The organism is Nonomuraea sp. PA05 (assembly GCF_008086045.1).
GTDB lineage: Bacteria > Actinomycetota > Actinomycetes > Streptosporangiales > Streptosporangiaceae > Nonomuraea > Nonomuraea monospora.
On sequence record NZ_VSEY01000018.1, the window covers coordinates 189,951 to 203,604 of the forward strand.

Sequence of the window (13,654 nt, forward strand, 5' to 3'; positions counted from 1 at the left end):
TCACGGCTTGCGGGCCACCCCGCCCAGCCACCACGACGTCTCATCCCCTGCCGTACGCCGCCACTGCCCCACCCCGACCAGCCCGGGCTCCACCATGTCGAGCCCCTCGAAGAGCCCCTCGACCTCCTTACGCGACCGGAAGTACAACCCCCCGTTGTACAACGCCCGCGTCTGCGCGATGCGCGGATCATCCGGCACCCCGCCGTCCGACAGGTGGGTGATCACCACGTGGCTACCCGACGGCAACCGATCGAGCAACCTCCGCACCAACCCAGCCGGATCATCGGAATCAGGCACGAAGTGCAGGATCGCGATGAGAATCACCGCGACCGGCTGGTCCAGATCGATCATCAAGGCCAGCTCAGGAGAGTCCAGGATCGCCTCCGGCTCGCGTGCGTCCCCCGGAACGACGAGCGTGCCCCGGCGCCCGCCCAGCAGCGCCCGCGAGTGCACGAGCACCACGGAGTCGTTGTCCACGTACGCGACCTTGGCGTTCGGGTCGATCCGCTGCGCCACCTCGTGAACGGGCCGCTCGGCGGGGATCCCCGCGCCGACGTCGATGAACTGCCGGACGCCCGCCTCCCCCACCAGGTACTCGACCGCGCGGACCAGGAACTCGCGGTTCTCCATGGCCGCGGCGCGCACCTCGGGCGCCATCGCCAGCACCGTCTCGGCGGCGTCCCGGTCGGCGGCGAAGTTGTCCTTCCCGCCGAGGAAGTAGTTGTAGATCCTCGCGGCGTTCGGGGTCTTCGAGTCGACTCCCGGAAGCTCAGTCTCGGACATATCGCCGAGAATAGATCATCGGGTCTTGGCAGACACGGGTTGTATGAGAGATCTTGTCCGGATGGAGCACGCGGTGGTGTTCGGTGCCGGACTCGCGGGGCTGCTGACCGCACGGGTGCTGGCCGACCGGTACGAGCGGGTCACGATCGTCGAGCGCGACCGGCTCACCGAGGGGCCCCGGCGAGGCGTTCCCCAGGGCAGGCACGCGCACGCGCTGCTGCCTCGCGGACAGCAGATCATCGAGGAGCTGTTCCCCGGGCTGACCGGGGAGCTGGTGGCGGCCGGGGCGGTGCCGTACCGGCCGCTTGAGGAAGCGCGGATGGTGCTCGGCGGGCAGCGCATGTGCCGGGCCGAGATGCCGGACCGCGGCCTCGCGCTGACCCGCCCGTTCCTGGAGGACCACGTACGGCGGCGGCTGCTCACGCTGCCGGCGGTGGAGCTGCTCGACGGCTGGGACGCCGTCGGCCCGCTCTTCGGCGCCGGCGACGTCGTCACCGGCGCGATGGCCGGCCGCCAGGGCGAGGAGCGCACGCTGCCCGCCGACCTCCTGGTGGACGCCATGGGCCGCGCGGGCAGAGCCGCGACCTGGCTGGCCGAGGCGGGCCTCGAACGCCCCCCGGTGGAGGAGGTCGAGGTGAACGTCGGCTACGGCACCTGCTACCTGACCCTCCCGCAGGACGCCCTGGGCGGCGACTTCCTGGTGCTCGTCGGCTGCACCCCGGCCAACCCGCGCGGCATGGCCCTGTTCCGGGTCGAGGGCGAGCGCTGGATCCTCAGCGCGGGCGGCATGTGCGGCGACCACCCGCCCACCGGCCCGGCCGCGTTCCTCGACTTCGTCGCCACGATCGTGCCGCCGTCCATGCCGGACGTGCTGCCGGCCCTGCGCGCGGCCCGATTACCGGACGAGATCCTCCCCGCCCGCTTCCCGAAGGCGGTCCGCCGCCGCTTCGACCGGCTGCGCAGGCCACCGCGCGGCCTGATCGCGGCCGGCGACGCGACGTGCAGCGTCGATCCCCTGTACGGCCAGGGCATGAGCGCCGCCGCCCTCCAGGCCATCGCGTTGCGCGACACGCTCGCCCAGGGCCGCGACGACCTCGAACGCCGCTACTTCCGCGCCGCGATGCGCGCCACCGACCCCGTCTGGCAGCTCGCGCTCCAGGCCGACCTGGCCTTCCCAGGGGTGCCGGGCGAGCCGCCGCTGCTGTCGCGGATGATCGGCCGGTACGTGGCCCGCGTCCAGCGCGCCGCCACCCGGGATCCGTCGTGCGCGATCGCGTTCGCCCGCGTGGTGGGCCTCGTGGATCCGCCGTCCGCCCTGATGCGCCCCGCCGTCGTCCGGCTCGCCGCCAAGCACGGCTCCGCCTCCGGGTCCTCGTCCGGCTGAGATCCGTCTGTGATCACGTACGGCCAGAATGCTCCGGCGTCCCATCGACAGCGGAGGAACCCTCATGAACAAGCGCCTCACGGTCGCGCTCCTGTCCACGGCCTTAGCGGCAGGCGTGCTCACCGGCGGCGGCCCGGCCCACGCCTCGCCCGACCCGGTCAAGAGCCTGCGCGAGCAGTTCGCAGAGGGGCGCGGCGTCCGGGTCTCGGAGACCACCCGCGGCAAGACCTCCAAAGTCAAAGAGGTCCCGCCGACGAGGACCACAGGCACGATCGAGTTCGGCACTTCGGGAGCCGTGGATTACGACCTCACCTCGCGCTGGAAGGCCGGCCCGTCCTCGGAGGAGCTGCAGGCGATCAAGGTCGGCCGCCACACGTACGTGCGCGGCTTCGAGTGGGGCCCCATGCCCGAGGGCAAGAAGTGGATCAGGTTCACCCCCGGCGAGGCGTCGTGGGGCAACGACGGGCAGCGGGGCGACCAGGTCGTGGACGTCTTCAACCCCAGGATCCTGCGCGCGATGCTGGCCAAGGCCACGGTCCGCAAAGGCGGCGAGTACCGCGGCGTGCTCACTGGGAACGACCTGTACGGAAAGTACAGCTACGCGGAGTTCACCAAGGTCTCCTACCGGCTCTTCCTCGACCGCCGGGGGCTCCCCATCCGCCTGATCACGGAGTACACCTCCAAGTGGACGGACACGAACGGCAAGAACACCTACCGTCCCGTGGTCGACACCCGCTACACCGGCTACGGCGCCAAGGTGAAGATCACGCCCCCTCCGGCGGACGAGGTCGTCGGGTTCAAGGACCTGGAGGGGCCGTTCGCGGCGCAGGACGGCGACGAGCCGCTCACGCTGGACCGGGGCGACGTCAGCGCTCGTTGATGTGCTGATCCCGCCCCGCCTGGTAGATCCGGGCCTGGCCGCTCGCCTTGGCCTCCATCACGACGGACCCGGCCCGCCCCTGCTCGTCAGGGGCCAGCGCGGGCCGCAGCACCTCGTCCAGCACCCGCTGGATCTCCACGGCCATCGCCGGGTCAGCGCGCAGCAGCGCCGCCAGCCTGATCTGCCAGGACCCGGCCAGCGCCCGCTCGGTGTCCTCGTCCCCGTCGGCTCGCGCGTCCAGCACCTGCCCGCGTACGCTCGCCAGCTCCGCCCCGACGGCCTCGGCCTCACCGGGCCTGGCCCGCTGCCACAGGTTCACCGCGCCGTCGCGGGCCGCCTGCCAGGCGTCGGTGGCCATGGCGGCCACCAGAGCCGTCCCGGCCGCCAGAACGATCGGATCCATGCGCGCCCCCTGTTCGACCGTCTCCTTTGTTCACCGTAGAACGGGAAAGGCCGGGCCGCCGCCCCTATCGCCGAGGCCGTGGCGGGGGTTTCATCAAAGGGCACATCCCCGTCTGCCTCTGGAGGCGACAGTGGCTTTCCAGCTCATCGTGCTCTACAACCAGCCGGACAACGCCGCGGCGTTCGACAAGCACTACGACGAGACGCACGCCCCGCTCGCGGCCCGTATGCCGGGCGTGCGCTCGTACTCGACCATGCGGCCCGCCGCCACCGGCGGCGAGCAGGCTCCCTACCACCTCGTCGCGGTGCTGACCTTCGACGACCAGCAGGCGTTCGAGGCGGCCGCGGCCAGTGAGGAGGGCAAGGCGGCGGTCGCCGACCTGGCGAACTTCGCGGGCAAGGGCGTCACGCTGCTGACCGGCCCCGCGGGCATGGTCGTCTGAGAGGGCTGGGCGGGTCGCCGCTTAACCGATTCATAGCGTACGGTGCCGTAACCCACGGCGATCCGCCCAGCTCGCACGAATCGAAACAGTTCGACAACGCCGCAAGGCGTCGATGAACCAGTTAATCCGCATATTGACGGCCGTCACACGCGTCTATAGCGTCCACAGTCGCTGACCGCATGTCACCCCTGGAGGCGCATGATGCGGAATCGGGGACGGCCCGTCGCGGCCCTCGTCTCATCCCTGGCGCTCGTCTGGTCGTTCCTCGCACTCCCCGCCGCCGCCCAGGCGGCGCCGCCGCCCCCCACGCTCGCGGCCACCCCGCCCATGGGCTTCAACAACTGGAACGCGTTCGGCTGCGACGTCAACGAGCGGCTGATCAAGGAGACGGCCGACGTCCTGGTCTCCAGCGGCCTCAAGGACGCCGGCTACCGGTACGTCAACATCGACGACTGCTGGTCGCTGCGGGAGCGCGGCCCCGACGGGCGGCTGGTGCCGGACCCGGCGAAGTTCCCCGGCGGCATCGAGGGCGTGGCGGACTACGTCCACGACAAGGGACTCAAGCTCGGCATCTACGGCGACGCGGGCACCAAGACCTGCGCCGGCTACCCGGGCAGCCTCGGACACGAGGAGCTCGACGCCCGGACCTGGGCGGACTGGGGCGTCGACTACCTGAAGTACGACAACTGCAACAACCAGTCGGACGGGTCGCAGGAGGACTACATCCGGCGCTACACCGCCATGCGCCAGGCCCTCGACAAGACCGGCCGGGTGATCGTGTACTCCATCTGCGAGTGGGGCACCTCGCAGCCGTGGACGTGGGCCAAGGGCATCGGCCACCTGTGGCGTACGACGGGCGACATCAGCGACAACTGGGCCAGCCTCCGCTCGATCATCCGGCAGAACGCGCCGCTGGCCCCGTACGCCGGGCCTGGCCACTGGAACGACCCCGACATGATGGAGATCGGGAACGGCGGCATGACGGCCACCGAGTACCGCACCCACATGAGCATGTGGGCCATGATGGCCGCCCCGCTGATCATCGGCACCGACCTGCGCACGGCCTCCGCCGAGACGCTGTCCATCCTCGGCAACCGGGCGCTCATCGCCATCGACCAGGACCGGCTCGGCGTGCAGGGCGCGGTCGTCTCGGACGAGAACGGGCTCATGGTGCTCGACAAGCCCCTCGCGAACGGCGACCGGGCCATCGCCCTGTACAACTCCACCGACACGCTGGCCACCGTGAGCGTCGCGACGGCCGGGACCGGGTTGCGGCCGGCGGGCGCGTACCGGCTGACGGACGTGTGGAGCGGGGCCGAGACGCAGGTGAAGTCCACGATCTCGGCGGGCGTGCCCGCTCACGGAACCGTCGTGTACCGCGTACGTCCACTGCGCGACCCCGCCCACGTGGCGCCCGCGGTCGCGGTCGGCGCCGAGCTGGGCACCGTCGTTCCGGGCCCCACCGGCGGGGGGACGCTGACGACCACCGTGACCAACCGCGGCGTCGGCACCATCCGCGACCTGTCGGTCGCGGCGCACGTACCGGAAGGCTGGACCGCCGCCCCCCTCAGCTCTGCCGAACGCGCCCGGCTCGCCACGGACACGACGCTGCGGACGACCTGGCGGCTCAACGTCCCGGCAGGCACCCCCGCCGGCCACTACCCGGTCGACATCACCGCCTCCTACCGATGGGGCCCCCGCCACCGCCCCGCCACCACCTCCAGCCAGATCATCGCCACGGTCGTGACCGCCCCCGAGGACGGACGCCGCCACCTGAGCACGATCTCCCCCGTCACCTCCGCCAACGCCACCGGCCCCGTGGAGGCCGACCAGAGCAACGGCGGCGCGCTGGAGAACGACGGCAACCTCATCACCATCGCCGGCCACGTGTACCAGCGCGGCCTGGGCACCACGACCGGCAGCGAGCTGCGCTACTACCTCGGCGGCCGATGCTCGCGCCTGGTCACCGACGTGGGCCTGGACGACGAGGCGCAGGGCGGCCCGGCCACGTTCACCGTGTACGCCGACGACACCGCCGCCGCCACCAGCGGCCCCGTCGCCGCAGGTGAGGCCCCGAAGCCCCTCACCGCCGACCTGACCGGCGCCGCGTGGCTGCGCCTGGTGGCGGAGTCCCCGACATCCGGAACCCACACCGACTGGGCGAAACCCGTGCTGACCTGCGGCGACGTCCCGGACGACAGCCCGATCCTGCCGCAGTCGCAGACCCTCTTCTCCTTCGAATCCGGCACCGAGGGCTTCACCATCGCCAACCCGGGCGACGGCGGCACCGTTACACAATCCCCCTCCTTCCACACCGAGGGTGCGAACGGCCTCGCGGTGTCCACCCCGGTCGCCGGGAACTGGTTCGGCAGGACGCTGGCCGCGCCGGTGGACCTGTCCGGCAGGACGATGCTCAAGTTCGACCTCAAGGCGGGGGACGTCGGCACCGTCGGGGAGATCGCCGTCCAGGTCGGAGAGTCGTTCACCTGGTGCCAGGGCGGGCTGTGGACCTGGACCAACCCGCACTCCAGCAGGACCGTCACCGAGCGGTTCGACCAGATCAGCTGTCCGGTGGGGGTGACGCTCGATCGGAGTGACATCCGGGCGGTGTGGGTGTTCCTGAACACCGGAGGCGAGGTGCTGATCGACGACATCAGGGCCGAATGAACGCGCCGGGGCCCGCCATGCTCGTCCTGGTGACTCATGGTCCACGTCCCAGTCGCCTTTGGTAACCTCCATTGGTCTTGGTGCCGTGCGGCAGGGGGCCGCGCGGCGGCCGACCGAAGCAGAGGTGGGATGGCGCAGTCGCCCGGATCGCAGGACGAGAACACGGGGGCGCGGCGTGGCCGCCGCCCCGTCCGGCCCGACCCGGGCTCCGGCCCCGTCGCGCTCTTCGCCCACCGCCTCTGGGAGCTCAAGGAGCAGGCGGGCGATCCGTCCTTCGCCGACATGGCCTCCCGCCTCGGAGCCGCCGCTTCCAAGTCCTCCCTCGCCGCCGCGGCCCGGGGCACCACGATGCCGAGCTGGGAGACGACCTGGGAGTTCGTCCGCGTGCTGGCCGTCCATCGGCTGGGCAGGAACGAGGACGAGGTCAGACGCGAATGGCGGACGTACTGGGAGGAAGCATCCCGCCCTGCGAACGGCCCCCGCCACACCATCACCGACGAGGCACCCACCTCGGACGAACCCCCTGCCTCCGACGACCCACCACCGGGCCCCCGGCCCACCGGCAAGAGGCCCCGATCGGGCCGGCGGCACGCGGTCCTGGCCGCGATCTGCGGCGTGGTCGGCGCGGGCGCCATCCTGATCGGCTGGGTCCTCCCCCACATCGTGGACGACGCGGAAGGCACCCCGACCCCGCCGGCCACCCCGTTCGACGACTCGGTCTTCGAGAAGGACGTCACCTACCCGGACGGCACCGTCGTGCAGTCGGGCACGTCCTTCGACAAGACCTGGCGCATCCGCAACTCGGGGAACATCCCCTGGCAGGACCGCTACCTCACCCGCATGAACGACACCCCGTGCAAGGCGCCCAAGCGCGTCGCGATCGGCCCTGTCCTGCCGGGCGAGTCGGTCGACATCACCGTACGCGTCCGCGCCGCCGACTCCCCGGGCCGCTGCAAGATCTTCTGGAAGATGACCGACGAACACGGCGCCCCGCTCCTGGCCGCCAAGAAACCCATATTCCTGGACGTCAGCGTCACCTGACCCCCCGGCGCCACGGCGGTGCACCGTCACGACTGGGCGCCGACTCCCCTACGGCCCCACCTTGCCCACCTCCCTGGTCGTGCACTTCCCGGGTGACGCGTTCAACCGCCCATTTCCAGCCGTATCGTGGGCGACTCCTGAAGGATGATCACGACCCCTTGCTGGGGTCGCCAATCCTGGGCGACCAGGAAGTAGCCCTTGCTGGTGTGCAGGAGCAGGCGCAGGCCCGTGTAGCGGTAGCGGTAGTCGTCCTTGCCGGTGGAGCCGGGGAGGGTCGTCTCCTTGCCTGCCGCCAGGTTCAGGCGTTGGGTGCTGTAGACGCGTACCATCGCCAGGTTGTTCACCTGGAGGTTCTCGGCCAGGGAGACGCCCAGGACGGTGGCGTAGTTGCCTGCTCCGTAGAAGAGGGACACGCACACGATGAGCGCGGTGAACGCGTAACGCAGGGGCATGTTGGTGTGGGGGGATTGGCCGGGGATGGTGGAGCGGAGGTGGGTGCCGTACAGGGTGAGCAGGGCGCCTACGCCGATGCTGAAGGGGAAGATCAGGAACGCGGTCTCCAACAGGGGGCCGACGAAGCCCAGGGCCCAGAAGGTGACCGGTAGCACCAGCCATGCCCAGGACATGAAGCGCAAGGAGTACCGCACAAGCCGGTCCACGCTCCTGACCTGGCCACCCGCTCCTACGGCCACACCTTCCTCACCACCGACTTGCCTACCTGTTGTTCTGGCCGCGCCTTCCTCGCCACCGGCATGGGCGCCTGCGCCCCCGGCCTGTCCTGCCGCCTCGCCGAGCACCCGTCGACGGCGGAGGCCGGCCACCGCGCCCCGCTGATGGCCGGCGCGCTCTCGGTGCCGGGAATCTGCCGGATGCCCGCCGCTGGGGCAGTCTGCATCTCCCGCGTTCTTGGCGGGACCGCCCTCCTGTCCCGCGACTTCGCCTTCCTGGCCGGCGGTGCTGTCTTCCCGCCCCGTGGTGCCCAAGTCGCGCACGCGAGGAGCGAGGAAGTGGTCGAGTTGCAGCCACGCCAGCCCGCCGATGGCGATGAGCAGCAGCAGGGTCAACGCCTGGCGGACGCTCCGCAGCACGTAGTCCGTGGGCGACATGCCCAGGACGCTGTCGTCGATGCCCAGTTCCAGGGCCTGGATCTCGCTGCGCTGCCAGCCGAAGTAGACGAGCAGGCCGGTCAGTACGGTCACGTTGGCCAGCACGCCGATGGCCCAGCGCAGCAACGGGTGCCCGGCAGGACCGTCGCCCTCGCCCTCCTCCCCCGCCGGCGGCTCCTCCTCGCCCGCCATGGCGACCAACGGATCACGCTCGGGCAGCGGCCTGGCCCTCGGATACTCGGCGGCCGTCACGGGCATGGCGGCCGTTGCGGGGTGAGCGGCCGTTGCGGGGTGAGCGGCCGTTGCGGGGTGAGCGGCCGTCGCAGGCTGGGCGGCCATCGCGTCGTGGGCCGCCGTCGCAGGGTGGGCCGCCGTCGCAGGCTGGGCCGCCGTCGCATGCTGGGTGGGCGTCGCAGGCTGGGTGGGCGTCGCAGGCTGGGTGGGCGTCGCGGCGTGGGCGTCTGTTGAGAGGTGAGCGTCCGCTGAGGGCGCGGTGGCCGTTGGGGGGTCGGTGGCTGACCCTGGCACCCCGCGCCGGCCGTCGGCGGTGAGCGGCGGCGCATGCTCATCGCCCGTAGGCGGCCTCGGCGGGGCAGCCCTTCCCGCGATCTCCACGGTCGGCTCGTCGCTCATCCGGAGTCGGAGCCCGAAGAGGGGTCGGAGCCCTGCCCAGACCCCGTGCCAGTGGTGGACTCCGAGCTCTCACCGCTCCCCGACTCAGACGACGACCCGGAATCAGGCGAAGACTCCGATTCGGACGAAGACTCCGTGTCAGACGACGACTCAGGATCCGGCGACGACTCAGAAGAGGACTCAGACGACGACTCGGGCGAAGCCTCGGCTGACGACTCAGGTGACGAGTCCGGCGACGTCTCCGGCGACGTCTCCGGCGACGAGTCGGGCTCCGGCGTGGAGGTGCGTGGAATGACCGGCGGACACGTGCCGAGCACCGACTTGGGCCGCCCGCGCACCACACTCCCCACCGCCCGATCCAACGCGCAGATGAACCAGACGTTCTCCTCGTTCGCGTAGACCGCCCGCGCGTACGCGGCCTTGGCCGCCGCCCTGTCTCCCCGGCACAGGTGAACCCCGGCCTGGAACAGCGGCACGGTCTGCTGGGTCCGGAAGTTTCCCTGGGTCGAGTCGAGCAGGGCTTGGGCGTCGTCGCACCGGCCCTCCGACAACGCCGCGTAGACATCCCCTTCGTTCACGTCCACCGAGGTCTCCCCCACCGGCAGCGTGAACTCGTACTGGGTCTTGCGCGTCGGTCCGGTGGAGGGGCGGGCCGGGTCTCCGCCGCCGCCCGCCACCTCGCCGTCGCCACCGCCCGCCACCTCGCCGTCGCCGCCAGAGGAGGAGGGCGAGGAGCCGCTGTCGGCGGCTGCTTCGCCGTCAGAAGAGGAGGCGGGGCCGTTGAGGGCGCCGCTGCCGCAGCCGGTCACCGCGAGGCACGACATGAGGGCGAGGGCGGCCGTCCAGGTCTTCATGCCTGGTGACGTTAGGAGGGCGGCCACGGCAGGGCATGAGTATCCCCCTACTCAACCGGTCTCAGCGGTAGGCGGTGGCCTGGAGGGTGTAGAGGTCGGCGTAGACGAGCGCCGTGCCGAGGCCGCCGAGGGCCAGGGTGAGCATGACGTCCTGCTCGGCGCGCGCCACCGCGTCGTACATGCGCAGCAGGAAGCCGCGCATGGTGGACGCGCGGACCTCGGCCGCGGGGGTGCGCTCGGCCGGCAACCGGCCGATGATCCATTTGCGGCGCGGGCTGGCCATTCGCATCGCCTGGCCGGCGAGCATGCGAGCACTGACAGTTTCTGGAGGCCGGAAGCAGGGGCCATATCACGACGATAGGGGCAACTTGATACGTCTCCCGGGCGAGCGGGTGCGCATACCGTCACAACACCCCCAACTCCTGGAGGAGGCTCCGTGTCAAGACCTCTTCGCTTCATGCTCTCCGTCGTCCTGGGCCTGGCGTTCCTGCTCGTCACCGCGCCCGCTCAGGCCACCGCACTGGTCACGGTGCTCAGGTACGACGCCAGCCGCGCCGCCGAGTTCAGCGCCACGATCGACCAGGCCGCCCAGGTCTGGAACTCCAACGTGGTGAACGTCCGGCTCATGCGCGGCACGCCCGCCCACTTCGTCGTGCTCGCCGACAACGGCTGGCCCCGCGCGCAACCGACCAGCCTCGGGCGGGGCACGATCTGGATGGGCCGGCAGGCCGTCAACCAGGGCTACTACCCGCTGCGGATCGCCACCCACGAGATCGGGCACATCCTGGGGCTGCCTGATCGGCGCACCGGGCGGTGCTCCGACCTGATGTCGGGCTCCAGCGCGCCGGTGAGCTGCAGGAACGCGGTACCCAGCGCCGCCGAGCGGGCTGAGGTCGATCGGAACTTCTCCGGTGGCACGCCGCAGGTGGAGTTCGGGCGAGTGTACGAGGAACGGTAACGGGTCCCGGGAAGCGGAGCGGGCCGGCGCCACCGGCCCACTTCGCCTCTCACGCGCAGGTGTAGCCCGACGGCAGGGAGGTGTCGCCGTTCGGGCGGGTGCCCTGGAAGCCGAAGGCCGTGCTCGCTCCCGGCCCGAGCAGCGCGTTGTGCCCGGCGTGGCGGACCGTGACGGTCTGGCCGGACGTCGTGAACGTCCCGTTCCAGCCACCGCTGATCGTGTGCCCCGCAGGCAGGGTGAAGGTGACGGTCCAGCCGTTCCTGGCCGTCGTGCCGGTGTTGGTGACCGTCACCTGGATGACGTACCCGGTGGCCCACTGGCTCTGTGTGGACGGCGTCGCCGTGCACCCGCCGCCCGTGCCGCCGCCGGTGGTGGTCAGGGTGACGGTGCCCGAACGGGGTGAGCGGTTGCCGGCCGCGTCCCTGGCGTAGACGGCGAAGGTGTAGGAAGTGTTCGCGGTCAGGCCGGTGAGGGAGGCCGAGGCGGTGGTGGAGGTGGTCGCCGCCGTCTCGGCCGAGCCCTGTAAGCGGACCACGTCGTAGCCGGTGACGCCCACGTCGTCAGTGGCGGCCGTCCAGGTCAGGGTGGCCGAGCCGGAGGTGACGGCGGAGGCGACGGGCGTGCCTGGCGCGGTGGGCGGGGTGGTGTCGTCCTCGCCGGAGGGCTCGTACGTCAGGCCGAACCCCTGCGCGAACAGCGGCGTCTTGCCGTCACCCGCGTTGATCGGCTGCTGGGACGCGCTGCTCATCCAGGTCATGGGCAGCTTGCCGGTCGGCTGGGTGGCGCCGAAGAGCACGTCGGCGACGCCCTGCCCCTCGGTGCCCGGCAGCCAGGAAGCCACGAGCGCGTTCCAGCCGGAGAGCTGGGAGGCGACGTCCACGGGACGGCCGGAGACGAGCACCACGACGACCGGGACGCCGGAGGCGCGCAGGGTGGCGATGGTGTTCAGGTCGGCGGTGTCCAGGCCGAGGCTGCCGGGGCGGTCTCCCGTGGTCTCGGCGTACGGGGTCTCGCCGACGACGGCGACGGCGGCCCGGTAGGTGCCGTCGATGCCGCTGCCGTCGCGGCTGTAGGTGACGGTGGTGCCGGAGCCGACCGTGTTCCTGATGCCTTGCAGGATCGTGGTGCCGGTGGTGATGTTGCCGGACGAGCCCTGCCAGGAGATCGTCCAGCCGCCGCTCTGGTTGCCGATGTCGTCCGCGCTCTTGCCCGCCACGAAGAGCTTGCCGCCGGTCCTGGCGAGGGGCAGCACGTTGCCCGCGTTCTTCAGCACGACCTGCGACTTGGCGACCGCCTCGCGGGCCAGCGCCCGGTGCGCCGCGCTGCCCACGCTGGAGGTGTACGACCGGTCCGTGAGCGGCTTCTCGAACAGCCCGAGCTCGAACTTCTTGGTCAGTACGCGCCGGACCGCGTCGTCCACGCGCGCCGTGGTGACCCGCCCGGCCTGCACCTCGGCGCGCAGCAGGTCGATGAAGCGGCGCCATTCGACGGGCACCATGACCATGTCGATCCCGGCGTTGACGGCGGTGCGCACGTCCTGGGCCGAGGTGCCGGGTGAGCCGTCGATCTGGTCGATGCCGTTCCAGTCGGAGACGACGAACCCGTCGAAGCCCAGCTCGCCCTTGAGCACCGTGGTGATCAGGTACTGGTGCCCGTGCAGCTTGGTGCCGTTCCAGCTGCTGAAGGAGATCATCACCGAGCCGACGCCGCGCTCCACGGCCGCCTCGAACGGCGGGAGGTGGACGGCTCGCAGCTCGGTCTCGGAGAGCTGGGTGTTGCCCTGGTCGGTGCCGCCCGTGGTGCCGCCGTCGCCGACGTAGTGTTTGGCGGTGGCCAGCACGGAGGCGGGGCCGTTGAGCGCGCTGCCCTGAAGGCCGGTGATGATCGAGGCCATCGAGGCGGGCAGCTCGGGGGTCTCGCCGAACGACTCGTACGTGCGCCCCCACCGGTCGTTGCGGGCCACGCACAGGCAGGGCGCGAAGTTCCAGTCGATGCCGGTGCCGGACACCTCCTCGGCCACGGCCCGGCCGATCCGCTGGACGAGGGCGGGGTCGCGGGTGGCGCCGAGACCGATGTTGTGCGGGAAGATCGTGGCGCCGTGCACGTTGTTGTGGCCGTGCACGGCGTCCACGCCGTAGATCATGGGGATGCCGAGGGGTGTGGCGAGGGCGGCGTTCTGGTACCTGTCGTACATGTCGGCCCAGGCCGTCGCCGTGTTGGGGGACGGCGCGGAGCCGCCGCCGGACAGCACCGAGCCCAGCCGGTACGTGCCGACGTCGGCCTCGCTGACCGATCCGCGTTCGGCCTGGGTCATCTGGCCGAGCTTCTCGTCCAGCGACATCCGGGACATCAGGTCGGTGACCCGGGTGGCGACGGGGAGGGTCGGATCCTGGTAGGGAAAGGCGGCGGCGGCCACGGCGGGGGGCGCCGTCACCAGGCTCGCGGCGACGAGCGTCAGCGCGGCGGCCCTGCTCGTCCATCTTCTGCTCGGGTTGCTCATGGC

The 13,654-nt window shown here is 71.4% G+C and carries 12 protein-coding genes; 6 read left to right on the top strand and 6 right to left on the bottom strand.

The window, feature by feature from the left end; translation table 11 throughout:
- Complete coding sequence (locus FXF51_RS27855) at positions 1–783, bottom strand: SAM-dependent methyltransferase (RefSeq protein WP_148437622.1); 783 nt, start codon at positions 781–783, stop codon at positions 1–3.
- Between the two features lie 43 nt (positions 784–826).
- Here FXF51_RS27855 and FXF51_RS61015 point away from each other — a divergent pair, with 43 nt between their 5' ends.
- Both FXF51_RS61015 and FXF51_RS27860 read left to right on the top strand, forming a co-directional pair.
- Positions 827–2,167, top strand: a complete 1,341-nt coding sequence (locus FXF51_RS61015) for an NAD(P)/FAD-dependent oxidoreductase (RefSeq protein ID WP_187414603.1) — start codon at positions 827–829, stop codon at positions 2,165–2,167.
- A 64-nt stretch (positions 2,168–2,231) separates the two neighbouring features.
- A complete protein-coding gene (locus tag FXF51_RS27860) occupies positions 2,232–3,047 on the top strand; it encodes a hypothetical protein (protein WP_148437623.1) in 816 nt (271 codons plus the stop codon).
- On the opposite strand, the gene FXF51_RS27865 is transcribed toward FXF51_RS27860, so the two are convergent.
- Complete coding sequence (locus FXF51_RS27865) at positions 3,034–3,450, bottom strand: hypothetical protein (protein ID WP_148437624.1); 417 nt, start codon at positions 3,448–3,450, stop codon at positions 3,034–3,036. The two genes, FXF51_RS27860 and FXF51_RS27865, sit on opposite strands and share 14 nt — an antisense overlap.
- Before the next feature lie 130 nt (positions 3,451–3,580).
- Between FXF51_RS27865 and FXF51_RS27870 the strand changes: the two genes are divergently transcribed.
- The 3 genes from FXF51_RS27870 (at position 3,581) to FXF51_RS27880 (ending at position 7,600) form a co-directional block, all read left to right on the top strand.
- On the top strand, positions 3,581–3,892 hold the full coding sequence (locus tag FXF51_RS27870; protein ID WP_148437625.1) for an EthD family reductase: 312 nt from the start codon (positions 3,581–3,583) through the stop codon (positions 3,890–3,892).
- 198 nt (positions 3,893–4,090) lie between these two features.
- Positions 4,091–6,559: an NPCBM/NEW2 domain-containing protein gene (locus FXF51_RS27875; RefSeq protein WP_148437626.1), complete on the top strand. Its 2,469-nt coding sequence runs from the start codon at positions 4,091–4,093 to the stop codon at positions 6,557–6,559.
- A gap of 129 nt (positions 6,560–6,688) precedes the next feature.
- Positions 6,689–7,600 carry an NBR1-Ig-like domain-containing protein gene (locus tag FXF51_RS27880; RefSeq protein ID WP_148437627.1) on the top strand — a complete coding sequence of 304 codons (912 nt, stop codon included), beginning with the start codon at positions 6,689–6,691 and terminating at the stop codon, positions 7,598–7,600.
- Between the two features lie 101 nt (positions 7,601–7,701).
- Here the strand turns inward: FXF51_RS27880 and FXF51_RS27885 are convergent, their stop codons facing one another.
- The 3 genes from FXF51_RS27885 to FXF51_RS27895 form a co-directional block, all read right to left on the bottom strand.
- Positions 7,702–8,964 (bottom strand): hypothetical protein, encoded by a 1,263-nt coding sequence (locus FXF51_RS27885; RefSeq protein ID WP_148437628.1) that lies wholly within the window; start codon positions 8,962–8,964, stop codon positions 7,702–7,704.
- 371 nt (positions 8,965–9,335) lie between these two features.
- A complete protein-coding gene (locus FXF51_RS27890) occupies positions 9,336–10,193 on the bottom strand; it encodes a hypothetical protein (protein WP_148437629.1) in 858 nt (285 codons plus the stop codon).
- 61 nt (positions 10,194–10,254) lie between these two features.
- Positions 10,255–10,482: a hypothetical protein gene (locus FXF51_RS27895; RefSeq protein ID WP_222871506.1), complete on the bottom strand. Its 228-nt coding sequence runs from the start codon at positions 10,480–10,482 to the stop codon at positions 10,255–10,257.
- 147 nt (positions 10,483–10,629) lie between these two features.
- Between FXF51_RS27895 and FXF51_RS27900 the strand changes: the two genes are divergently transcribed.
- On the top strand, positions 10,630–11,151 hold the full coding sequence (locus FXF51_RS27900) for a snapalysin family zinc-dependent metalloprotease (protein ID WP_222871501.1): 522 nt from the start codon (positions 10,630–10,632) through the stop codon (positions 11,149–11,151).
- Positions 11,152–11,200: 49 nt separating this feature from the next.
- Here the strand turns inward: FXF51_RS27900 and FXF51_RS27905 are convergent, their stop codons facing one another.
- Positions 11,201–13,651, bottom strand: a complete 2,451-nt coding sequence (locus FXF51_RS27905) for a glycoside hydrolase family 3 N-terminal domain-containing protein (RefSeq protein ID WP_148437631.1) — start codon at positions 13,649–13,651, stop codon at positions 11,201–11,203.
- Positions 13,652–13,654 lie beyond the last annotated feature (3 nt).

Bases quoted from the DNA above. Each gene is read 5' to 3' on its own strand.
- FXF51_RS61015 (WP_187414603.1), top strand. From the start codon at position 827: ATGAGAGATCTTGTCCGGATGGAGCACGCGGTGGTGTTCGGTGCCGGA.
- FXF51_RS27895 (WP_222871506.1), bottom strand. From the start codon at position 10,482: ATGCGAATGGCCAGCCCGCGCCGCAAATGGATCATCGGCCGGTTGCCG.
- FXF51_RS27875 (WP_148437626.1), top strand. From the start codon at position 4,091: ATGATGCGGAATCGGGGACGGCCCGTCGCGGCCCTCGTCTCATCCCTG.
- FXF51_RS27855 (WP_148437622.1), bottom strand. From the start codon at position 783: ATGTCCGAGACTGAGCTTCCGGGAGTCGACTCGAAGACCCCGAACGCC.
- FXF51_RS27885 (WP_148437628.1), bottom strand. From the start codon at position 8,964: ATGCCCGTGACGGCCGCCGAGTATCCGAGGGCCAGGCCGCTGCCCGAG.
- FXF51_RS27905 (WP_148437631.1), bottom strand. From the start codon at position 13,651: ATGAGCAACCCGAGCAGAAGATGGACGAGCAGGGCCGCCGCGCTGACG.
- FXF51_RS27880 (WP_148437627.1), top strand. From the start codon at position 6,689: ATGGCGCAGTCGCCCGGATCGCAGGACGAGAACACGGGGGCGCGGCGT.
- FXF51_RS27890 (WP_148437629.1), bottom strand. From the start codon at position 10,193: ATGAAGACCTGGACGGCCGCCCTCGCCCTCATGTCGTGCCTCGCGGTG.
- FXF51_RS27860 (WP_148437623.1), top strand. From the start codon at position 2,232: ATGAACAAGCGCCTCACGGTCGCGCTCCTGTCCACGGCCTTAGCGGCA.
- FXF51_RS27865 (WP_148437624.1), bottom strand. From the start codon at position 3,450: ATGGATCCGATCGTTCTGGCGGCCGGGACGGCTCTGGTGGCCGCCATG.